Origin of the sequence: Acinetobacter sp. CIP 64.2, assembly GCF_000369645.1 — a bacterium.
Lineage (GTDB): Bacteria > Pseudomonadota > Gammaproteobacteria > Pseudomonadales > Moraxellaceae > Acinetobacter.
Genome location: NZ_KB850122.1, coordinates 1,580,112 through 1,601,402, shown reverse-complemented (window position 1 = coordinate 1,601,402; position 21,291 = coordinate 1,580,112). Strand labels below are relative to the sequence as shown.

The 21,291-nt window shown below is 41.6% G+C and carries 17 protein-coding genes; 11 read left to right on the top strand and 6 right to left on the bottom strand.

The features are described from left to right. The first annotated feature begins 294 nt into the window (after window positions 1–294). Window positions 295–1,665: a diaminobutyrate--2-oxoglutarate transaminase gene (locus F895_RS03615; protein WP_004652118.1), complete on the top strand. Its 1,371-nt coding sequence runs from the start codon at window positions 295–297 to the stop codon at window positions 1,663–1,665. Window positions 1,666–1,668: 3 nt separating this feature from the next. Further along, window positions 1,669–3,201 carry a pyridoxal phosphate-dependent decarboxylase family protein gene (locus tag F895_RS03620; protein WP_005243348.1) on the top strand — a complete coding sequence of 511 codons (1,533 nt, stop codon included), beginning with the start codon at window positions 1,669–1,671 and terminating at the stop codon, window positions 3,199–3,201. Window positions 3,202–3,289: 88 nt separating this feature from the next. Here the strand turns inward: F895_RS03620 and F895_RS03625 are convergent, their stop codons facing one another. Beyond that, window positions 3,290–4,345, bottom strand: a complete 1,056-nt coding sequence (locus F895_RS03625) for an aromatic ring-hydroxylating oxygenase subunit alpha (protein WP_005243347.1) — start codon at window positions 4,343–4,345, stop codon at window positions 3,290–3,292. A 425-nt stretch (window positions 4,346–4,770) separates the two neighbouring features. On the opposite strand from F895_RS03625, the gene F895_RS03630 reads away from it, so the two are divergent. Beyond that, on the top strand, window positions 4,771–6,201 hold the full coding sequence (locus F895_RS03630) for an aldehyde dehydrogenase family protein (protein WP_005243346.1): 1,431 nt from the start codon (window positions 4,771–4,773) through the stop codon (window positions 6,199–6,201). A 61-nt stretch (window positions 6,202–6,262) separates the two neighbouring features. Here the strand turns inward: F895_RS03630 and F895_RS03635 are convergent, their stop codons facing one another. Further along, on the bottom strand, window positions 6,263–6,748 hold the full coding sequence (locus tag F895_RS03635; protein WP_005243345.1) for an Lrp/AsnC family transcriptional regulator: 486 nt from the start codon (window positions 6,746–6,748) through the stop codon (window positions 6,263–6,265). A gap of 135 nt (window positions 6,749–6,883) precedes the next feature. Here F895_RS03635 and F895_RS03640 point away from each other — a divergent pair, with 135 nt between their 5' ends. Continuing rightward, complete coding sequence (locus F895_RS03640) at window positions 6,884–8,605, top strand: alpha-keto acid decarboxylase family protein (protein ID WP_005243344.1); 1,722 nt, start codon at window positions 6,884–6,886, stop codon at window positions 8,603–8,605. Window positions 8,606–8,743: 138 nt separating this feature from the next. Then, window positions 8,744–10,126 carry an amino acid permease gene (locus F895_RS03645; RefSeq protein WP_005243343.1) on the top strand — a complete coding sequence of 461 codons (1,383 nt, stop codon included), beginning with the start codon at window positions 8,744–8,746 and terminating at the stop codon, window positions 10,124–10,126. Between the two features lie 53 nt (window positions 10,127–10,179). Here the strand turns inward: F895_RS03645 and F895_RS03650 are convergent, their stop codons facing one another. After that, entirely contained in the window at window positions 10,180–10,620 is a 441-nt protein-coding gene (locus tag F895_RS03650) for an SRPBCC domain-containing protein (RefSeq protein WP_005243342.1), read from the bottom strand. Window positions 10,621–10,976: 356 nt separating this feature from the next. Between F895_RS03650 and F895_RS03655 the strand changes: the two genes are divergently transcribed. From F895_RS03655 to blp2, 6 genes are all read left to right on the top strand, one after another. After that, the gene (locus F895_RS03655) at window positions 10,977–12,008 is read left to right on the top strand and encodes a substrate-binding domain-containing protein (protein ID WP_005243341.1); all 1,032 of its coding nucleotides are present in this window, start codon (window positions 10,977–10,979) and stop codon (window positions 12,006–12,008) included. A gap of 99 nt (window positions 12,009–12,107) precedes the next feature. After that, window positions 12,108–13,487, top strand: a complete 1,380-nt coding sequence (pstC, locus tag F895_RS03660) for a phosphate ABC transporter permease subunit PstC (protein ID WP_005243339.1) — start codon at window positions 12,108–12,110, stop codon at window positions 13,485–13,487. Beyond that, window positions 13,484–14,878 (top strand): phosphate ABC transporter permease PstA, encoded by a 1,395-nt coding sequence (pstA, locus tag F895_RS03665; RefSeq protein WP_005243337.1) that lies wholly within the window; start codon window positions 13,484–13,486, stop codon window positions 14,876–14,878. Before pstC ends, pstA begins: the two co-directional genes overlap by 4 nt. A gap of 14 nt (window positions 14,879–14,892) precedes the next feature. Further along, window positions 14,893–15,807: a phosphate ABC transporter ATP-binding protein PstB gene (gene pstB, locus F895_RS03670; protein WP_005243335.1), complete on the top strand. Its 915-nt coding sequence runs from the start codon at window positions 14,893–14,895 to the stop codon at window positions 15,805–15,807. A gap of 145 nt (window positions 15,808–15,952) precedes the next feature. Next, window positions 15,953–16,915 carry a protease SohB gene (sohB, locus tag F895_RS03675; RefSeq protein ID WP_005243333.1) on the top strand — a complete coding sequence of 321 codons (963 nt, stop codon included), beginning with the start codon at window positions 15,953–15,955 and terminating at the stop codon, window positions 16,913–16,915. 240 nt (window positions 16,916–17,155) lie between these two features. Continuing rightward, entirely contained in the window at window positions 17,156–19,288 is a 2,133-nt protein-coding gene (blp2, locus tag F895_RS03680) for an Ig-like repeat protein Blp2 (RefSeq protein WP_005243332.1), read from the top strand. 20 nt (window positions 19,289–19,308) lie between these two features. Here the strand turns inward: blp2 and F895_RS03685 are convergent, their stop codons facing one another. The 3 genes from F895_RS03685 to F895_RS19655 all read right to left on the bottom strand — a co-directional run bounded on the left by F895_RS03685 (window position 19,309) and on the right by F895_RS19655 (window position 21,263). After that, on the bottom strand, window positions 19,309–19,947 hold the full coding sequence (locus F895_RS03685) for a DUF2238 domain-containing protein (RefSeq protein ID WP_005243330.1): 639 nt from the start codon (window positions 19,945–19,947) through the stop codon (window positions 19,309–19,311). A 41-nt stretch (window positions 19,948–19,988) separates the two neighbouring features. Continuing rightward, window positions 19,989–20,339 (bottom strand): hypothetical protein, encoded by a 351-nt coding sequence (locus F895_RS03690; RefSeq protein WP_005243328.1) that lies wholly within the window; start codon window positions 20,337–20,339, stop codon window positions 19,989–19,991. 172 nt (window positions 20,340–20,511) lie between these two features. Beyond that, window positions 20,512–21,263 (bottom strand): IS5 family transposase gene (locus F895_RS19655; protein ID WP_111828215.1). Its coding sequence is split into 2 segments (ribosomal slippage): window positions 20,512–20,927 and window positions 20,927–21,263, totalling 753 coding nucleotides; the frame shifts between segments, so codons are not numbered across the junction. Window positions 21,264–21,291 lie beyond the last annotated feature (28 nt).

The following is a 21,291-nucleotide window of genomic DNA, read 5'->3' as shown; positions in this document are numbered from 1 at the left end:
ATTTGACCATTTATCTAAAAACGCAGGCAGGATTAAAAAAAGCTTACTTTCTTTAGCTTGTCACATAGTATGATGATAATTCATCATAACGATTGGAATGAGACATCTTTTCAATACGTTTAGATGCAGCTAAGACAGAAAAAGTGTTTATTTTATTTCAAAATTAGGTATCATCTCGCTCCTAGTTGAAAGATATAAACAAGTGTCTGCACTAGATTCTAAAAAGCACCGAGTCAAACGACCGCAAGTCACCAGACTTATTTCTTTTACCCATATCAGAGATGGTAATTCGATATGAGCGTTACTTCCGTAAATCCTGCCGCTAATGCAACTAACGAATATTATCTGACTCGCCAAAGTCAGATGGAATCGAATGTTCGTAGTTATCCACGTAAATTACCGTTAGCGATAGCAAAAGCACAAGGCTGTTGGGTTACTGATGTTGAAGGTACAGAGTACCTTGATTGTTTAGCTGGGGCAGGAACATTGGCTTTGGGCCATAATCATCCTGCGGTGATTCAAAGTATTCAAGACACATTGGCAAGTGGTTTGCCATTGCATACTTTAGACTTAACGACTCCTTTAAAAGATGCGTTTACTGAAGCGCTTTTGGCTTATTTGCCAGGTGGTCAAGAAGAATATTGCCTACAGTTCTGTGGTCCATCTGGTGCAGATGGTACAGAAGCAGCGATTAAATTAGCGAAAACTTATACGGGTCGTAGCACAGTGATTAGTTTCTCTGGTGGCTACCATGGTATGACGCACGGCGCACTTGCAATGACAGGTAACTTGTCAGCCAAGAATGCGGTGAATGGCTTAATGCCAGGCGTGCAATTTATGCCATACCCACATGAATATCGTTGCCCACTTGGTTTAGGTGGGGAAGCAGGTGTTGACGCTTTAACTTACTTCTTTGAAAACTTCATTGAAGATGTTGAAAGTGGTGTCACCAAGCCTGCAGCTGTGATCCTTGAAGCGATTCAAGGTGAAGGTGGTGTTGTTACTGCACCAGTAAAATGGTTGCAAAAAATCCGTGAAGTGACTGAAAAGCACAACATCGTTTTAATTTTGGACGAAGTTCAAGCTGGTTTTGCACGTTCAGGTAAAATGTTTGCCTTTGAACATGCAGGAATCGAGCCTGATGTTGTGGTGATGTCTAAAGCGGTAGGTGGTAGCTTACCACTTGCAGTATTGGGTATTAAACGCAAGTTTGATGCTTGGCAGCCTGCAGGTCACACGGGAACTTTCCGTGGTAACCAACTTGCGATGGGTACAGGTTTAGCATCACTTCAAGTGATCAAAGAACAAAACCTTGCTCAAAATGCGCAAGAGCGTGGTGATTTCTTACAAGCCGAGTTCAAGAAACTTGCGCAAGAATTCCCATGTATTGGTAACGTACGTGGTCGTGGTTTGATGATCGGTGTTGAGATCGTTGACGAGCGTAAACCTGCGGACCATATGGGTTCATTACCTGCGGATGCTCAATTGGCTGCTGCGATCCAGACGGCTTGTTTCAACAATAAATTATTGCTTGAAAAAGGTGGTCGTAACGGTACTGTAATTCGTTTACTTTGCCCATTGATTATCAATCAAGAAGAGTGCGTAGAAGCGGTTGCTCGCTTCAAGAAAGCTGTTGCTGAAGCATTGAAAGCAGTACGAGGCTAATTCATGGTTGATTTTGCAGAACATCGTAAAGCGTTACTCTGCAATGATGCTCAATCCATTGCTGACTATCAGTCAGCAATGGGCGAGGCGGTAACGGCCGTTTCAGCATGGTTGCAAAATGATAAAATGTACACGGGTGGCAGCATTAAAGATTTGCGCGAAGCAATTTCTTTTGCTCCTTCAAAACAAGGTTTAGGTGTACAGCAATCATTACAACGTATGGTTGAGCTTTTTCTCAACAAAAGCTTAAAAGTACATCACCCACATTCACTTGCACACTTACACTGCCCAACCATGGTGATGAGCCAGATTGCGGAAGTGTTGATCAATGCAACCAACCAATCAATGGACTCATGGGATCAAAGCCCAGCGGGTTCTTTGATGGAAGTACAACTCATTGATTGGCTTCGTCAAAAAGTGGGTTATGGTGCAGGTCAAGCAGGTGTGTTCACTTCTGGTGGTACACAGTCAAACTTGATGGGTGTATTGCTGGCGCGTGACTGGTGTATCTCGAAAAACTGGAAAGACGAAAATGGCAAGCCATGGTCGGTTCAGCGCGATGGTATCCCAGCAGAAGCGATGAAGAACGTCAAAGTCATCTGTTCTGAAAATGCACATTTCTCTGTGCAAAAGAACATGGCCATGATGGGAATGGGCTTCCAGTCTGTTGTCACTGTTCCTGTGAATGAAAATGCACAGATGGATGTTGATGCACTGGAAAAAACCATGGCACATCTTCAGTCTGAAGGCAAAATCGTAGCCTGTGTTGTTGCAACCGCGGGTACGACAGATGCTGGTGCGATTGATCCACTCAAGACAATCCGTGAAATTACCACTAAATATGGTTCATGGATGCATATCGATGCAGCTTGGGGCGGTGCACTGATTCTTTCAAATGACCATCGTGCAATGTTAGATGGTATTGAATTATCAGACTCAATCACGCTTGATTTCCATAAGCATTATTTCCAAAGCATTAGCTGTGGTGCTTTCTTGTTGAAAGACGAAGCAAACTATCGCTTTATGCATTATGAAGCAGAATATCTAAACTCTGCTTATGATGAAGAACATGGTGTACCTAACCTTGTGTCTAAATCATTACAAACGACACGTCGTTTTGATGCATTGAAATTATGGATGACGGTTGAAGCATTAGGCGAAGAGCTTTATGGTTCCATGATTGATCATGGTGTGAAATTAACACGTGAAGTTGCAGATTATATTAAAGCAACTGCAGGTCTTGAATTGTTGGTTGAACCACAATTCGCTTCAGTCCTGTTCCGTGTGGTACCAGAATCTTATCCTACTGAGTTCATCGATAGCTTAAACCAAAACGTGGCAGATGAATTATTTGCTCGTGGTGAAGCGAATATTGGTGTAACCAAAGTAGGTAATGTTCAATCATTGAAAATGACGACTTTAAGCCCAGTTGCAACGCTTGAAAACGTTCAAAACTTGCTTGCACTTGTGCTTGCTGAAGCTGATCGTATTAAAGATGCAATTGCTGCGGGAACTTATGTTCCAGCGATTGATTAATTTCAGTCTGGCACATCCATCAAAATAAAAAAGAGGTCCGTTCGGGGCCTCTTTTTTATTGCATTTTAAGATTAAATTTAAGCATGGACTAGGCCGCAAAAATTGGATTGAATCCCATTTTTCTTAGCAGTCGACGATACATACTTGAGCTACGGTCAGCGGGGAAGTGTGCTTCCATCGATAAATCCAGGGGGAGATATTCAGGTTTCTGGGTTTCGACAATCAGGCGATCTTCTTCAAAAATCTGTAAATTGAATGCATAGGCATCCTCAACAGGTAAATCTTTATCATAATTACGGCAGATGGGTGCAAATAGGCGAGTTTGTCGCGCACTTACGGGAGAAGCGGCATTCATGATGACCTGTTTAGTTTGATTTGGGAAATGGATGGTCAGTGTTGCCGTAAAAGGCAGGCTGATTTCAAAATGTCTGAGCCAGTTAAAATTGTCTTGCCCGCGTTGCGCTGTCCCGATCGGATAGCGACCGACACTGCTGACATAATCCGCACTGAATCCATAACTGGTTTCTGTGGTGTGATAGTCTGGCACTTCAACATCGTCAGGGTCGCCAAAAGTATCAGGATGTACCCAAGCAAAATGGGCGACATCAATAAACCCTTCTAACTGGCGACCCGCAAAGCAATTTAAATTGACAAATGGACATACCAGTTGTTGGTAGTCTGAATCTTCCCAGTAGGGCATGTTGGGGATAACCGCTTCCTCATCAGGGCGAGCAGCTAAGCAACACCAGATCAGTCCATACCTTTCAGTGGCGGCATAGGTGGTGAGATGAAAGCGCTCAGAGATTTTATGCTGTGGATGTGCTGGAATGCGATTGCATTTTCCCTCATGCCCAAAGCGTAATCCGTGATAGCGACACACGATGCCCTGACCGTCATTATGGCCTAAGCTGAGGGGCACACCGCGATGCGGACAAATATCTTTTGCAACAATCAGTTCATCTGCCATTTTGTAAATCACCAATGGCATATCCAGCAACATGGCTGCTGTTGGCTGTTCCGAAATATCACGGGCAAGCGCGATGGGGTACCAGTGCTGAGCAAGCAGTTGCCAATCGTGCTCTGAAAACGTCATATGTACGGGCAAATCTATAGGATTAAAGCTTGTGATCACTTTGCTATTCATCTTGTTATCTTCTGGCTTATTTGTATTGAATATAACGAAGCCAGCTGTTCTAAGAAATTTCAATTAATTGAATGAAGTGTCGTAACTTTTAGAACGCAGAAGCTGGGCTGAAATTTTTGATGCAATGCCTGAAACTGGCATTGTAGAAGGAAGAGCATTTGACTTGCTGTTTAGATAGATTCTGTCCAGAGTTAATACGATGCTTTTTTATAATAACTCAGTAGAAAAATGTCGCTGTTATGCACAAAATGTGCATTTTAAATCTCAATCAGAAATAATTATGCATAAACTGTGATGCACAAATTCCATATTGTAGTGATAGATGCTCAATATTTTGATGGATAGATGTCATCCATTTTGTACTTGCAACCGCGTAGGTTAGATAAGGCAAAAATCATGATTACAATGAATAGAAGGAACAAGGTATGCAACACTTGAATATGCAAAACCCATTTAAACTCATTATTAACGGTCAATCTTGTCTGGGTGAAGCAGGCGAACTTGAGATTATCAATCCTGCGACAGGTGCAGTTGCAGCACAATGTGCACAAGCTTCGATTGCGCAAGTGAATCAGAGCATCGATGCAGCAAAACAAGCATTTAAATCTTGGCAACACAGTTCCCATCAGGAACGTAAAACCATACTGAATAAGATTGCGGATGGGATTGAGCAACATGCTGAAACTTTGGCTGAACTGATTGTACTCGAGCAGGGCAAACCATTGGCGTTGGCTCAAATGGAAGTACAGGGTGCAATTGGCTGGACACGTTATACCGCAAGTCTAGAGCTGCCAGTTGATGTTATTGAAGACAGCGAACAGAAGCGAATTGAACGCCATTATCAGCCCTTGGGTGTGGTGGCTTCAATCACGCCGTGGAACTGGCCGCTGATGATTGCGGTATGGCATATTATGCCTGCTTTGCGTGCGGGTAATGTGGTGATTAATAAGCCGTCTGAATTTACCCCATTAGCGACTTTGAAACTGTGCGAAATCATCCAGCAAGAAGTGCCCGCGGGCGTGATTTCAATCGTGGTAGGTAAAGGTGATATTGGTGAGGCTTTGTCGAGCCATCCTGATGTCCAGAAAGTTGTTTTTACAGGTTCGACCAAGACGGGTCAGCACATTATGTCTGGAGCCGTAAAAACCTTAAAGCACCTGACCTTAGAACTGGGTGGCAACGATGCAGGAATTGTTTTACCTGATGCCGATCTTGACCAAATTGCCAATCGAATTTTTAACGTCGCATTCTTAAATGCTGGACAAACCTGCGCAGCCTTAAAACGTTTATATGTACATGAAAGCCAATATGAGGCTTTGGCACAAAAACTGGCTGATATTGCCAATGCGCAGGTTGTCGGTGATGGCATGGCATCTGAAACGACCTTCGGGCCAGTGCAAAACCAGTTGCAATACCAGAAAGTCAAAGCCTTGATCACTGATGCGATTGTACAGGGAGCGAATGCTTTATCGGGTGATCAAGCATTACCTGAACAGGGCTATTTTATTGCACCGACTATTCTCACAGGACTGGATGAAACATGCCGCGTCGTACAAGAAGAGCAGTTTGGCCCAGTGTTGCCGATTCTAAAATATACCAGCATTGATGATGCGATCGCACGCGCGAATGCCAGTGAATTCGGGTTGGGCGGTTCAATTTGGTCTTCTAATCTAGATGCTGCAGAGTTTTATGCTTCACAATTACAGTGCGGCACAGTCTGGATCAATACCCATGCTGAAATTGTACCTCATGCACCTTTTGGTGGTTGGAAAATGTCTGGTGTCGGTGCCGAATTTGGTATAGAAGGCTTGTTGGAGAATACCGTTGGGCAAACACGACACATCAATAAACTTTAACTGAGCTTATTTTTAAGGCGGATGTGATATCCGCCTTTTTTATTTTGTTCAATCACTTGGTTTAAGTGGCTGGATGATAGTTATGATTTTTGGATTTGCTAAGGAAGTGATTCTGTTCTTTTATTTTTTTTAACACAATGTAAGATTTTATATGCCCGATAAAGCCATAAGACAATAACCGTTCCGTGACGAACTGGGACAATTGTTCCAGATTTTCTGCAACGACTTTTAAGATAAAATCGGCATCGCCACTGATTGAAAAAGCATCTTGAATATGGTCTTCTGCTTCGATTAAATCCTGAAAAGCTTGTTGTGATTTTGCTTCGTGGATCCTTAAATTAATATGAATCATAGCCGTCACCTCAAAGCCTAAGGCTTGTTGATGAATGCGTGCTGCATAGCCCAAAATCACGCCTTTTTGTTCAAGCAGTTGTCTTCTTCTAGAGCATTGTGAAGCAGATAAACCGATTAAATCTCCAACTTCCTGATTGGTGAGCCGTCCATTCTTTTGTAGGGCCTGAATGATTTGCCAGTCGAACTTATCCATTGCATAAAATCCTTTTATGATACACAAATATTGTATTTTTATTAAAATGCGTTTTTATTATGCACGAAATTTAACAGGTAGATGAAATATTATTTTTCTATGGAATAAAAAATTGACTTGAAAGGATATAAAGCAATGTTCATAGAAATCGGTGATTTTTTAAATCTTCGTCTCAAACAAATGGGTATCCAGCATCTGTTTGGCGTACCTGGTGATTTTAACCTTTCTTATCTCGAACAAGTTGAGGCCGATGCCGAACTTGAATTTATCGGTAACTGTAATGAATTAAATGCGGCTTATGCAGCTGACGGATATGCACGAATCAATGGTTTTGCTGCTTTGACCACGACCTATGGGGTCGGTGATTTAAGTGCGATGAATGGTATTGCAGGCGCTTATGCTGAAAATGTGCCTGTAGTACATATTTCAGGGACTCCACCTCTGCATGTCGTTCAAAAGGGGACCTTAGTCCATCACACCCTGATCGATGGTAACTATGACAACATCATGAACTGCATGAAAGAGTTTACCGTTGCCCAAACGCGCCTGACACCAGCCAATGCCGTCTCTGAAATTGATCGGGTGTTACGTCAATGTTTTCTAGAACGTCGTCCTGTACATATCCAATTGGCATCAGATATCACGCACGTCAAAATTGAGCTTACAGAACGTTCACTCGATTTATCTTATCCAACGGTTGAGCCAGAGTTGTTGCAAAGTGCGGTGAGCAAACTGTGCGAAGTGATTGCACAAGCCAAACGTCCAGCGCTACTGATTGATAATGAAGCTTCGGTTTTTGGGGTGACTTCGTTGCTTAGTGATTTATCACAAAAATGTGCGATCCCTTTTGCCAGTATGCTGACCGCTAAGAATATTATGGATGAAGGTTCAGCCCGTTATGTAGGCACTTATGTCGGTGGCGCAAGTCAGCCGCATGTACGTCATACCATTGAGCAATCCGACTGTCTGATTGGTGTCGGTGTCCGTTTCAGCGATGTCGGAACAGGAGTATTTACCCATCAAATCGCCCCTGAAAACTATATTGAAATCAGACCTTATAGTTTGACGATTTTCGGGCAGGATTTTCCAGGTATTGAAATCGGACAACTGCTGGTGGAGCTGAATAAAAAAGTTGCTCCACGGAAGTTAGCTCAGCCGATGTTGGAGAAGCAAGTACAACAGACCCTAGATGTGCCAGAACAGCAAAAACTCAGTCAAGACATCCTTTGGCACTATGTTGAACGTTTTCTAAAAGAAGATGATGTGATTATTGGTGAGGTGGGGACATCTAACTCTGCCTTGTCTGGGCTAAAGTTACCTGCAACGGCAAAATATATTGCTCAACCACTTTGGGGCTCTATCGGTTATACCTTGCCTGCTTTGTTGGGTAGCTTGCTCGCGGCACCTGAACGCCGTCAAATTCTATTTATGGGGGATGGCTCATTTCAGCTCACTGTGCAGGAGCTTTCGACCATTATTCGTCATGGATTAAAGCCGATTATCTTCTTACTCAATAATGGCGGCTATACCATTGAGCGTTTAATCATGGGGGAAAATGCGGCTTATAACGATATCCAGGACTGGAATTATACTGAGATTCCTCGGGTGTTTAATGGCAGTCAAGACTATAAAAGTTGTGTCGTAGAAACCGTAGGGCAGTTAAAGCAGGTCTTGGACAATATGCATCAGTTCGACGGAATGAGCTTTATTGAACTCAAACTACCTGCCATGGATGCCCCATCCAGCTTGAAAAAATTTGCGTCGGTGATTGCGCGTTTTGATTATGGTGATCGCGGTTATGAAATATTAAAGCAACGCGCCCAAGCATTGCCGTGTAAAAAAGCGATTTCCTTCTGATCTGAAGGAAAGTGAAAAATCTTCAAATTTATAAATTCATAAGAGAGCGCATCTGATTCGAAGTTCGATGTTGAGCTTCGGATTCAGCGCTGCATAAAAAGGTGTACAGGATGTGACACACACATTGGAGATAAATTGATGGATGCAAATCATACACATGAGTTAAAACAAGGACTGTCCAATCGACATATTCAACTGATTGCGCTCGGCGGTGCGATTGGGACGGGGCTGTTCCTAGGTCTTTCCCAAACCATCAAACTGGCAGGACCGTCTATTTTATTAGGTTATGCGATTGCAGGCGTGATTGCGTTTTTAATTATGCGCCATTTAGGCGAAATGGTGGTGGAAGAGCCTGTCAGTGGTTCCTTTAGTTATTTTGCCAACAAGTACTGGGGCAGAATGGCTGGTTTTATGTCAGGCTGGAATTATTGGGTGCTGTATGTATTGGTCAGTATGGCAGAGTTGAGTGCGATTGGTACCTTTATTCAGTTTTGGTGGCCAGATGTGCCCACATGGCTGACTGCCTTGATTTTCTTTATCTTGATTAACGGAATTAATCTGGTGAACGTTAGATTCTTTGGTGAGTCTGAGTTTCTGTTTTCCTGTATCAAGATTGTTGCGATTTTAAGTATGATTGGCTTTGGTGCTTATCTATTGCTTTCCGGCTCGGCTGGTCCTCAAGCTGGTATTGCCAATTTATGGCAGCATGGTGGCTTTTTCCCACATGGTACGCATGGCTTTATTATGGCACTGGCGGTGATCATGTTTGCTTTTGGTGGACTTGAGCTGATTGGGATTGCAGCAGCAGAAACCAAAAAACCTGAAACCACTATTCCGAAAGCAGTCAATCAGATCGTGTACCGCATTTTAATCTTTTATATTGGTGCAATCGGGATTCTTCTATGCCTTTATCCGTGGAATATGGTAGCGGAAGGGGGTAGCCCATTTGTGTTGATCTTCCAGTCGCTGAACAGTAATGGTGTTGCCAATGTGCTGAATTTTGTGGTGCTGATTGCTGCAGTGTCTGTGTATAACAGCTGTATTTATTGTAATAGTCGTATGCTGCACGGTTTGGCTGAGCAGGGTAATGCGCCTGCCATACTGAAAAAAGTCAATGCGCGTGGTATTCCAGTGCCTGCGGCTCTAGTTTCTGCTTCGATTACAGCGATCTGTGTGGTTGTGAACTATCTTATTCCAGGTCAAGCATTTCAGTTATTTATGATGTTGGTGGTTGCAGCACTGGTGATCAACTGGTTAATGATTTCTGTCACGCATTTAAAATTTAGCAAGGCCATGCGACTCAAGCAGCATCAAACCAAGTTTAAAAGCATCTTGAGCCCATGGAGTAATTATCTCACCATTGGCTTTGTCTGTTTCATTCTGATTATTATGGCCATGACACCTGATATGCGCTTGGCTGTGATTCTTGGTCCGATCTGGCTCGCGATTCTGGCAGCGATGTATTTCTTTAAATACCGTAAAAAAATAGTCGTTTTACCTGAAGTGCAATCCAATTTATAAATCATAAAAGGCACAGTTATGTGCCTTTTTTATTGCATCGATGTTGTATCGATCTAGAAGGGTGGAAACTTGTCCTGAACTAGATTGAGTTGAATCCCATGTTCTAAATAGGCTTTCAAGCTATCTACGACAGTAGTGAAGCCACCAGTATTATCAATAATAAAGGCAATCAGCTCATCACCTTGTAAGGGGATATTATAATTTTGAATTCTGAGATAGGTTTGATCGTCATTGATCGCTTCAAAGATAAAGTCTACGGTACTGCTCGGTTCACCCCACTGAATCTGAATCAATTCATTGCTAATGATTTTCCTCACAAAGATGGGTGTTGAAAGCTGATATTTTTTCCATGTCCATTCAACACCTTGCCATTTACCAGTCGATGCACTGAACCAGAATTTTGACGTGATTTCAGGGTTAATAAAGGCTGTAAAAACTTGGGTGGTGGGTTTACGAATCAGCATTTGTGTTTCAATTGTGACAGGATTTAGCATTGTAGCTGTCCTTTTTTATAGAGAATTGTCATAAAACATATATAAACTAGTCACAGTTATTAAGGTGCTTTCTGTGAAGAAAGATATATGTTAAGTTTTATATTTATCAATAAAATCAATTGTTAATCATCTGTTTTAAATGACTCTAAAACATCTTTACTGCAAAAGTGGAGTGAAAAACAAGCATTTGTGACGAATAACTTGCCAAAAGCTAATTGTGAAAAATGGCTATCACAAAAGCGTCATAAAGTTGTCACTTAATTGTCATATTATCTGCTCAAAATGCAGTTAACCAAAGTACAACACTTAACTTGAAAAGAGTTGTAAACCAAATTGCATAAATGAGAGAAAATAGAATGCGCTTAAATCCACGTCACATCGCAATTGCATTAGCTGTATCAGGGGCAACTGTTGTAACGACTGCAAATGCAGCTCGTGAAACGATTCAAATTGCTGGTTCATCTACTGTATTACCTTTTGCAAGTATTGTTGCTGAAGAGTTTGGCAATACTTTCCCTCAGTTTAAAGCACCTGTTGTTGGCTCAGGCGGTACAGGTGGTGGTTTGAAACAATTCTGTCAAGGTGTGGGCGATAACACCATCGACATCGCAAATGCTTCGCGTAAAATTAAAGATACAGAGCTTGATGCGTGTAAAAAATCTGGCGTAAACCAAGTACAAGAAATCAAAGTAGGTTACGACGGGATTGTATTCGCTTCAAATGTAAAAAAAGCGGCATATAAACTAAAACCTGTTCATGTATTCACTGCATTGGCAGCACAATTACCTTCAAATGGTAAATTAGTTCCAAACCCATATACCACTTGGAACCAAATCGACAAATCACTACCAAATGAACCAATTACTTTGGTTATTCCTGCATCAAACCATGGTACTCGTGAAGTATTCCAAGAAAAAATGATCGATGCGGGTTGTGAATCATTTGATTACTTTAAAAACCTGGATAAAGAAGAGCAAAAGAAAGCATGCTCTAACTTCCGTAAAGACGGTCGTGTGATTGAAATTTCAGGTGACTATACTGAAACACTTGCTCGCTTAAAAACTTCTCCAAGTGCGGTGGGCGTGTTTGGTTTAGGTTTCTATGATTCAAACCGTGATAAGTTACGTGTAGCAACAGTGAACGGTGTAACACCGTCTGAGAAAACTGTACTGGATGGTAGCTATCTCGTTTCTCGCCCGTTATTTTTCTATGTAAAAGGCGAACATTTGAAATCGATCAAGGGCTTATCTCAATATGCAGAATTCTTCTTGAACAAGAAAATTTCTGGTAAAGGTTCTAAGTTAGAAAAAGCGGGCTTGATTCCTTTAAGCGACAAAGAGCGTGCCAAAATCCTTGCTGATTTCAAAGCCGGTAAATCAGTTAAGTAACATTGTTAAAAGGGAGGCTGGTGAGACTTAGGTTCATCAGCCTTTTTGTCTAGCTAAGTTTTTTCAAATCATGAAAATTGAGAAAACAGTGGAGATTACATGAATCTGCTACTTATCGGTGTGTTATTAGCCCTTGTGGCCATTGCATATCAAATCGGGCTGAGCAAAAGCCGTAACCTAGCAGGTAAGGGAAATAACTCAGCAGCACTACATTCTCGCCCTGGTTATTATGGGACATTGGTTGCTTTGTGGTGTGGTGTTCCTGCTTTTTTAATTTTGATCATTTGGAACTTGGTAGAACCGAGCGTTTTACAACATATTATTTTCAATAATATCCCAGCTTCTGTAAGTTCGACTCTGGATGGTGCAGGGCGCGATGTCTTGACCAGTCGAGTAAAGGCAATTGCATCTGGTTTTGGGGTGACTGACCAGCCTGCAGCTTATGAGATTGTAGCAGCACAACAACTGGCAAAATTTCAAACGATTGGTTCTTTTGCAAAGATCGCAGTGGTGATCAGTGCAGCTCTTGCAGGTTTGGTCTGGGCAAAACGTCATGTGAGCCAGCAATTCCGTGCACGTAATCAAGTTGAAAAAGCCATTAATGTCGGCTTAATCCTGTGTTCTGGTGTTGCGATTTTGACAACGATCGGAATCGTTTTATCAATGTTGAATGAAGCTTTGCATTTTTTCCGTTTTGTTAGTCCATTTGATTTCTTTTTCGGGACTGAATGGAATCCAGGTTTCAGTACATCAGGCAATGCAGAAGGCAGTTATGGCATTTTACCCTTAATTTGGGGCACCTTGATGGTGAGTGGTATAGCCTTACTTGTGGCCGTGCCGATTGGCTTAATGATTGCAATCTACTTGGCTGAATATGCATCATCAAGTTTACGTTCTTGGGCTAAACCTGCGATTGAAGTGTTGGCGGGTATTCCAACTATCGTCTATGGTGTATTTGCACTGATGATTATTGGTCCATTCTTCAAAATGCTGGGGGAGCATGTTGGATTACATATTAATGCAACCAGTGCACTCACCGCAGGTTTTGTGATGGGGATTATGATTATCCCGTTTGTCTCATCACTGTCTGACGACATTATTACGCAAGTTCCTCGTGCGTTACGTGATGGTTCACTGGGCTTAGGGGCAACAAAATCAGAAACGATTCGTCAGGTAGTTTTACCTGCCGCATTACCCGGGATTGTTGGCGCATTTTTATTAGCGGCATCCCGTGCAATCGGTGAAACCATGATTGTGGTACTCGCTGCCGGAAATAGCCCATTACTACACGTTAATCCATTAGAAGCAGTTTCTACGGTTACAGTGACGATTGTGAACCAGTTAACTGGCGATACTGATTTTGCCAGCCCACAAGCACTGGTGGCATTTGCCCTTGGTCTGACGTTGTTTGTCATCACGTTGGGTTTAAACATTATTGCACTGTACATCGTGCGTAAATATCGTGAGCAATACGAATGAGTTCATCAAATACAACTTCTCTGGATCCGAATAGCTTAGATCCACAAGTGGCTGCTGAACAACGTGAACAGCGCAAAAGAAAAATTCAAAGCTCTTTAGCCAAGCGTCATCGCCGTGAAAAAACATTTCGTTTTGCGGGTTTCTCCGCAGTTGTGATTGGTCTAGCCTTTGTTGCTTTACTCTTCAGTAGTATTTTAAGTAAAGGTTTACCTGCCTTTTGGCAAAACAGTATTACGGTACCTATCTATTTTGACCCAGCCATTATCAATGCTGGTGCAAAACCAAAACCAACGCCAGGTGAAACACCTGCACATTTCGAAGAGCGTTTTGTGGCTTGGCAAACTGAGATGGGGATGGTGGACTGGGATGCTTTAATCGTCAATGGTATGGTGGCGAAAGATAAAACTTTAGAATCTCAGCGCGATTATTTGGGCAGTTTATATACCAGTTCTGAGGCCTATCGTTTACGTGATATGGTATTGAAAAATCCAGCTTTAGTTGGCAGTAAGCAAGAGATCAAATTCTTGGCTGATGCCAATGTGGATGTTTGGTTAGCAGGCAATATTGATCGTTCATTGCCAGATGATCAGCAGCAACTTGAACCTGAGGTACGTCAACTCGCAGATAAATTGAAAGCAGAAGGAATCATCAAGAGTACTTTTAATACCAATTTATTTGTCAGTCCAGACTCACGAAGTTCGCCAGCAACAAGTGGTTTGGCTGGTGCTTTCATGGGTTCGTTATTCATGATGCTCATTGTTATTGCCATTTCGATTCCAATTGGTGTTGCGAGTGCAATCTATCTTGAAGAATTTGCACCCAAGAATATGATGACCGATATCATTGAAGTTAACATTAACAACTTGGCTGCGGTTCCTTCGATTGTATTTGGTTTGTTAGGTGCTGCTATCTTTATTGGCTGGATGCATTTACCGCTATCTGCACCATTGGTGGGGGGGCTGGTGCTTAGCTTAATGACCTTGCCTACTGTGATTATTACCACACGCGCCTCATTAAAAGCCGTACCGCCATCGATTCGTCAAGCCGCACTTGGTCTTGGGGCATCAAAAGTACAAACCATTTTCCATCATGTCTTGCCATTAGCATTGCCAGGTATTTTAACTGGGGCAATTATTGGTGTCGCTCAAGCTTTGGGTGAAACAGCACCATTACTGTTAATTGGGATGAGTGCATTTGTTGCCAATATCCCTGCCACACCGCTGGATCAAGCAACGGCCTTACCTGTACAAATTTATTTATGGCAAGGTAATGAATTGCGTAACTTCTTTGAAGGACGTACCGCAGCAGCGATTATTGTATTACTTGCACTCATGATTGGTTTAAACGGCCTTGCTATTTGGCTCCGTAAGAAATTTGAAGTGCGTTGGTAATAGAGGAGAGTACAATGAATACGATTGATATTATGAACGCCGTAGAAAAGGATAAATCAGTGAATCCACAGCAAACAGAATTTACTTCACCTGAAGGGCAAGTTCAGCAATCGAACACGGCATTTGTTTCTCAGTTCGAAACGGCTGCTTCGAATAAAAAGCCAAAAACCAGTGAAGTGAAAATCAGTACCAAAGATGTTCATGTTTACTATGGTGATTCTGAAGCGATTAAAGGGATTGACCTAGATGTCTACCAAAATGAAGTGATTGCTTTCATTGGTCCATCAGGTTGTGGTAAATCGACATTCTTGCGTACCTTGAATCGTATGAATGACACTATTGATAGCTGTCGCGTGACGGGTAAGGTCACTTTAGATAATCAAGATATCTATGATCCAAACCTTGATGTGGTGTTGCTGCGTGCTCAAGTGGGCATGGTGTTCCAAAAGCCAAATCCATTTCCAAAGTCTATTTTTGACAATGTTGCTTATGGCCCTAAATTGCATGGCCTAGCACGTGATAAATATGATTTAGAAGAAATCGTGGAAAATAGCTTGCGTAAAGCAGGCTTATGGGATGAGGTTAAAGATCGTTTAAGCCAGCCAGGTACAGGTTTGTCAGGTGGTCAGCAACAGCGGTTATGTATTGCGCGTACCATTGCCGTGAGCCCGGAAGTGATCTTGATGGATGAACCATGTTCGGCACTTGATCCAATTGCAACAGCAAAAATTGAAGAGTTGATTTCTGAGTTGTCAGAACAATTTACGATTGCAATTGTAACGCACTCAATGCAACAAGCGGCGCGTGTCTCTGACCGTACTGCTTATTTCCATTTGGGTGACTTGATTGAAGTGAACTCGACTGAAAAAGTATTTACTCAACCAGATCATCAGTTAACTGAAGCTTATATTACAGGGCGTTTTGGTTAATCTGGATCAGATCAATCAAAGGGCCTGCGGGCCCTTTTTTGTTATAGCGATGAAAATGAGTCTATTTTGCAAAATCGCTATTGAATTTTTATTGAGCAGACCACATCTTAGGTAAATAATGCCGAACTTATAGAGCACATACTTTATGTTATTCCATTTACCTAAATTTCCTGCTGAAATACGTATTAGTCATTTAAATGCGCGTGTGAATGAACAAAGAAAAAAAATTGCGCAAACTACAGCATCTCGTCTGGAGTTATTACAGCTGGTTCAACAATTAGCGAAAGAAGCGAAAGTTCGTAAAAAGAATGATCAAAAAATTTATGTCCTCGATTTTAAGGGCGATGTACAGGCTTCCGCTGTTGATACCATTCGTGAAGAAATTACTTTGATTTTGGCAACTGCGAAAGCAGGGCATGACCGTGTTGTGGTTCGTCTGGAAAGCCCAGGCGGTATGGTGCATGGCTATGGTCTGGCTGCAGCTCAGTTGGTGCGCTTACGTGACGCAGGGTTCCATGTCACTATTTGTGTAGATAAAGTGGCGGCAAGTGGCGGTTATATGATGGCATGTATCGCCAATGAAATCATTTCTGCGCCTTTCGCAGTTGTTGGGTCGATTGGTGTGGTTGCACAAGTACCAAACTTCAATCGTTTGCTCAAGCAGCATAATGTCGATTTTGAACTTTACACGGCTGGTGAGTATAAACGTACTGTGACCATGTTCGGTGAAAATACCCCAGAAGGTAAAGCGAAGTTTGAAGAAGAGTTACAGCAGACACATTCACTATTTAAACACTTCGTTGAAAAATATCGTCCGCAGTTGGACGTTGCAAAAGTGGCAACGGGTGAACACTGGTATGGTGAGGATGCACGTGAGTTGAATTTGGTGGACAAACTGCAAACCTCTGATGAGTATTTATTAAGCTTGCTTGGCAAGCATGATATTTATGTGATTAATACGCGTAAACGTCCAACTTTGGGTGAAAAACTAGGTTTACAGGCGGCTCAAATGGCTGAGAACTTGATTCCTGCTGTCATGGGTAAAATTACAGATAGCTTAGCTAAAGCCAACAGTACACTGGTACAAATGCGTGATCCAAAATTCTAATTCGAATTTGCTAAAAAACCAGTACTATCGGGCTGGTTTTTTTATTTAGTCAGAATCAATTTCTGTATATTTTATGCTTGGGATTTGAATGTTTGGTGAATTAAACAAACATGACAAAACTTTTGATCGAAGAGATTGTGGCAATTCAGATCATTTGATATTTTAACTGCAAGATGAATTACTTAATTATTCATTAATCTAAAAAGTACTTAAAAATATAATTGATAAGTGAGCATAATAATGACAAGAGTCGTTGTTTTTTCAAAGAAAAACTCGAATGTTTTACAGGATGCGCAATTGCAAAAAGTGCTATTAGACCAGCCCTCAATTGTGCAAATTGGTGTAAATCAGGGTGATATTAAATCAATTGTCAAACAGGGTAATGATCTTGTTATTACGCTAAAAAGTGGTGAGAAAATCATTGTCAGTGATTTTTATAACGAAGCCAATCTCACAGAGCACAGTTTGGCCCTTTCTAAAGGTGATGGGACTTATGCTGTTGCGGAGTTCGATGATTCAGGAAAGTTTGTGCGTTATTCAACGATGACACAAGCGACTCAGCTTCAACATACAGCGATGACGACACAAGCTGCATCTGCTTCGGCTGCTGCTGATGAATCGGGGATTAGTAAATCACAGTTGCTCAAAGTTGGTCTGGCAGCCTTAGCCGCTGAAGGTGTGTATCTATGGGCTGTAAAAGATGATGATGCAGGCAAGAACAAAAGTACGCAACCAATTGACATTACACCACCAGTTACCCCAACTGCAAACTTAGGTGCAGATACTCAAACGATTACAGGTAAAACAGAAGCCCAAGCAAAAATTGTAATTAGAGACGCTGTAGGTAAAGTGATTGCAACTGGCCAAGCCGATGCAGAAGGAAACTATAGTGTTAAATTGGATCAGCCTTTGGTCAATGGTGGAAAGGTGAGTGTGACTGCCGTCGATAATGCAGGCAATGTCTCGAAAGCAACTGTGGTAACAGGCAATAAAGATACCATTGCACCCGACGCACCAACAGCACAACTCAATGCAGACGGTACCATTGTCACAGGTAAGGCAGAAGCAAATGCCAAAGTATCCATTTATGATGCTGACGGTAAACTCCTTGGCTCTGTCACCGCAAATAAAGAAGGTTTATATTCAATCAATGTGTCACCAGCATTAACAAGTGAAAAAGGCGGAACCGTTATTGCTGAAGATGCTGCCGGAAACAAGTCAAAACCTTCTCAGGTCTTTGCTGGAAAAGATACTGTAGCACCAGACCAACCGCTAGTTGAGGTTAATAAAGAAGGGAACTCTATTCAGGGGCGGACAGAAGCCAATGGCAAAATACAAATTAAAAATGCAGATGGACAAATTATCGGTAGTGGAACGGCAGATGCCCAAGGCAAATTTCAGATTACACTTTCACCTGCCTTAACGACGGATCAAAAAGCTTCTCTTGTTGTAGAGGATGCTGCGGGCAATCAGTCTAAGCCACTTGAAATAACAGCCGGAAAAGATACCATTGCCCCTGATAAAGCTGTTGCTGAAATCAATGCGGCTGGGGATACTGTGACTGGAACGGCAGAAGCAAACAGTAAGATTGAAATTAGAAGTGCTGATGGTAAAACATTGTATGGTTCAGGTACGGTGGGAGCAGACGGAAAGTTTACGATTACGTTATCATCGGCGCTAACCGATAAAAATATCGGTAAAATTTACATCATAGACGCTGCCGGCAATCGTTCTGATGCGACTGATGTTATTGGAACAAAAGACACGATTGCACCGAATAAACCCATACTACAAACGGTGACAGATGACGTTGGCCCAGTAAAAGGCCCGATTGTTGCTGGTGGTGATACCGATGATACAAAGCCAACCTTATCAGGCATAGGTGAAGCAAAGGCGCTACTGACGGTCTATGATAATGGTCAGCCAATTGGAACTGTAACGGTTGGAGATAATGGCAAATGGAGCTTTAATGTTAATCAGGATTTAAGTTTAGGGACACATAAAATTACTTTAACATTGACTGATGCTGCGGGAAATATAAGTGAAGTCAGTGATGCATTTAGTTTTAATGTGGTGGCACCCGTTGCTAAAGCATCTTTGGCAGATACGGTTGATCTGAATTCGCTTCACGGTAATCTGCCAGAGACTGCAGTGATGAATACTGAAAAAGCGAATTTGAATGAGTTATTACCTTCTTCAGTTCAAACATCAAATCAGTTGGATAGCGTTTTGGATCAACTGCTTAGCAACCACAATGTGACGCCTGTAACAACAAATACAAGTAATTCTGCTTTGGTTCATTCTGATTATGCACAAACCGTCAAGGTGGATCCGCTGGATCAACTGGCCGTGCTGCAACATTCCATTATTTAACTGATGTCCTATAGAAACGCTTATTTTTGAATAAGCGTTTTATCTTTGAGTAGCTGGATGCTACCCATCAAGATTGCCCCGATGGTTGCAAGCAACATATCTTTATGTGCATCCCAAATATCGCCTTGTTGACCATTATAATTTTCAGCATCTTCAGGGGACAAACTGATTGCTATCCACCATTCAATCAATTCATAAAACATGCTGGATGCCATGACAAATTGAATAACAAGTAAAAATAGGGTCAATGATTTGGCTGAAGGTAACCAGACTTGAAAGCCACGGTAAAAGAAAGGGTAGAGCAGAAGTCCATACGCAAAATGAACCAGCCGATCATACATGTTGCGTGACCAACCCATACTTTTATTCAAGTCAAAATCAAAAATCTGTCCAATCCAGTCATTATACGGGACATAAGAATATAAGTAGTGCGCGCCCAAAATATGGATCAGAAGAAAGCCGAGGTAGAGACAAAAACAATAAAAGCTGAGACCAATCTTTTTCATCGCGATGATGAGTATGATCAGCATCAAAACGGTACCGGCTTGATGGAGTAAATAGGCTTCAAACTCAAGAGGCTGAATACTTGCAATCGCAACCGCCAGAAGTACAGTTACAAGTGCAAGATAATGTTTTAACCCCAGTTGTTTTTCGATCATGCTGTATCCTAAGTTACAGTCAGGCAAATTATTTATAGTGCTTACTCTGTTGCCATTACAGTGACGTTTTCCTTATTTGTAGAGACGCCACCGAGTGCCTGACATGCTTGTTTATAGAGTTGATATTTTTGTTTTACAACCTCATCGAGTGGAATGTCAAAAAGATCTTCACCATTTTTATATTGTTCGATATAAGACGCCGCTTTTTCCTTGTTGACAGCCAATGATTGCTGATAAAAATTTGAGATAGATGAGTTTGCTAACTCACTAGATTCAATATTATTACATTGAAAACTCTGTAGGACTTTTTCTGCACGTTTTACCTCGTTTGATTTTCCAAACAGACAACCGGTTAAGCCCACAGTGACAATGAGCAAGTACAAAAGTTTCATGATCGATCAAGTGAAATTTTAAAGGGGCTATTATTGTATATATGATGAATTTTATAAATTAATTATTTATGTCTGACACGATAAAATTTTGATGCTCAGTCATTTGATCTAAGCAAAATTTCAATCGGTTCAAGATGTAAAGATAAAAAATAGATTTAGGGTCTGTTGAGAATTACCGAGAGTTAATTAAACTCGCGCACAATTGAATCATGGCTTCAAAACTCGTATCTGTTTTACAACTACGCATCGCTATACGTTTAAATTCTTTTAACTTACAGAAATAGTTTTCAATGAGATGACGCCATTTATACATAATCGTATCAAATGCTCTCATTACTTTTCGATTAGATTTAGGTGGGATCACCACTTTCACTTTACGTTCATTGAGTTCTTGGATGAGCCAATCTGCATCAAATGCTTTATCCGCTAGTAATGCTTGAAAATCAACATCTTCGATTAAAGGTTTGGTTTCTACTAAATCGTGATATTGACCAGGCATTAATCGAAACTTAATGAGGTTGCCTAGACTATCCACTAAGGCAAGAATTTTACAGCTCATTCCACCTCGAGATTTACCTATAGACTGTTTGAAAGTCCCCCTTTTGCACCTTGGCCATGTCGATGAACTTTAACAATCGTTCCATCAATCATGGCGTATTCCAAATCAACATCTTCATTTACAGATGCAAAAATAGCTTCAAATACACCAGCTTTCACCCAATCACGGTATCTTTTAAAGACGGTATTCCATTTACCAAAATGAGCAGGTAGATCACGCCATGGACTGCCTGTACGGGCAATCCATAGGACTGCTTCTAAAAATAATCGATTATCTTTTCCACTACGACCTCGATCAGTCACTTTACCTAGGCAAAAAGGTTCCATTTTTGCCCATTGGGCATCAGTAAGTATGTATCTATCCATAGTACTATTATAAATTAATCAGTACCCT

What these genes read in the sequence shown, in the direction of transcription:
- F895_RS03640 (WP_005243344.1), top strand. Translation starts at nt 6,884, where the DNA reads ATGTTCATAGAAATCGGTGATTTTTTAAATCTTCGTCTCAAACAAATG.
- F895_RS03685 (WP_005243330.1), bottom strand. Translation starts at nt 19,947, where the DNA reads ATGATCGAAAAACAACTGGGGTTAAAACATTATCTTGCACTTGTAACT.
- pstA (WP_005243337.1), top strand. Translation starts at nt 13,484, where the DNA reads ATGAGTTCATCAAATACAACTTCTCTGGATCCGAATAGCTTAGATCCA.
- F895_RS03645 (WP_005243343.1), top strand. Translation starts at nt 8,744, where the DNA reads ATGGATGCAAATCATACACATGAGTTAAAACAAGGACTGTCCAATCGA.
- pstB (WP_005243335.1), top strand. Translation starts at nt 14,893, where the DNA reads ATGAATACGATTGATATTATGAACGCCGTAGAAAAGGATAAATCAGTG.
- sohB (WP_005243333.1), top strand. Translation starts at nt 15,953, where the DNA reads ATGTTATTCCATTTACCTAAATTTCCTGCTGAAATACGTATTAGTCAT.
- F895_RS03615 (WP_004652118.1), top strand. Translation starts at nt 295, where the DNA reads ATGAGCGTTACTTCCGTAAATCCTGCCGCTAATGCAACTAACGAATAT.
- F895_RS03690 (WP_005243328.1), bottom strand. Translation starts at nt 20,339, where the DNA reads ATGAAACTTTTGTACTTGCTCATTGTCACTGTGGGCTTAACCGGTTGT.
- F895_RS03635 (WP_005243345.1), bottom strand. Translation starts at nt 6,748, where the DNA reads ATGGATAAGTTCGACTGGCAAATCATTCAGGCCCTACAAAAGAATGGA.
- F895_RS03625 (WP_005243347.1), bottom strand. Translation starts at nt 4,345, where the DNA reads ATGAATAGCAAAGTGATCACAAGCTTTAATCCTATAGATTTGCCCGTA.
- F895_RS03630 (WP_005243346.1), top strand. Translation starts at nt 4,771, where the DNA reads ATGCAACACTTGAATATGCAAAACCCATTTAAACTCATTATTAACGGT.
- F895_RS03620 (WP_005243348.1), top strand. Translation starts at nt 1,669, where the DNA reads ATGGTTGATTTTGCAGAACATCGTAAAGCGTTACTCTGCAATGATGCT.
- F895_RS03655 (WP_005243341.1), top strand. Translation starts at nt 10,977, where the DNA reads ATGCGCTTAAATCCACGTCACATCGCAATTGCATTAGCTGTATCAGGG.
- blp2 (WP_005243332.1), top strand. Translation starts at nt 17,156, where the DNA reads ATGACAAGAGTCGTTGTTTTTTCAAAGAAAAACTCGAATGTTTTACAG.
- pstC (WP_005243339.1), top strand. Translation starts at nt 12,108, where the DNA reads ATGAATCTGCTACTTATCGGTGTGTTATTAGCCCTTGTGGCCATTGCA.
- F895_RS03650 (WP_005243342.1), bottom strand. Translation starts at nt 10,620, where the DNA reads ATGCTAAATCCTGTCACAATTGAAACACAAATGCTGATTCGTAAACCC.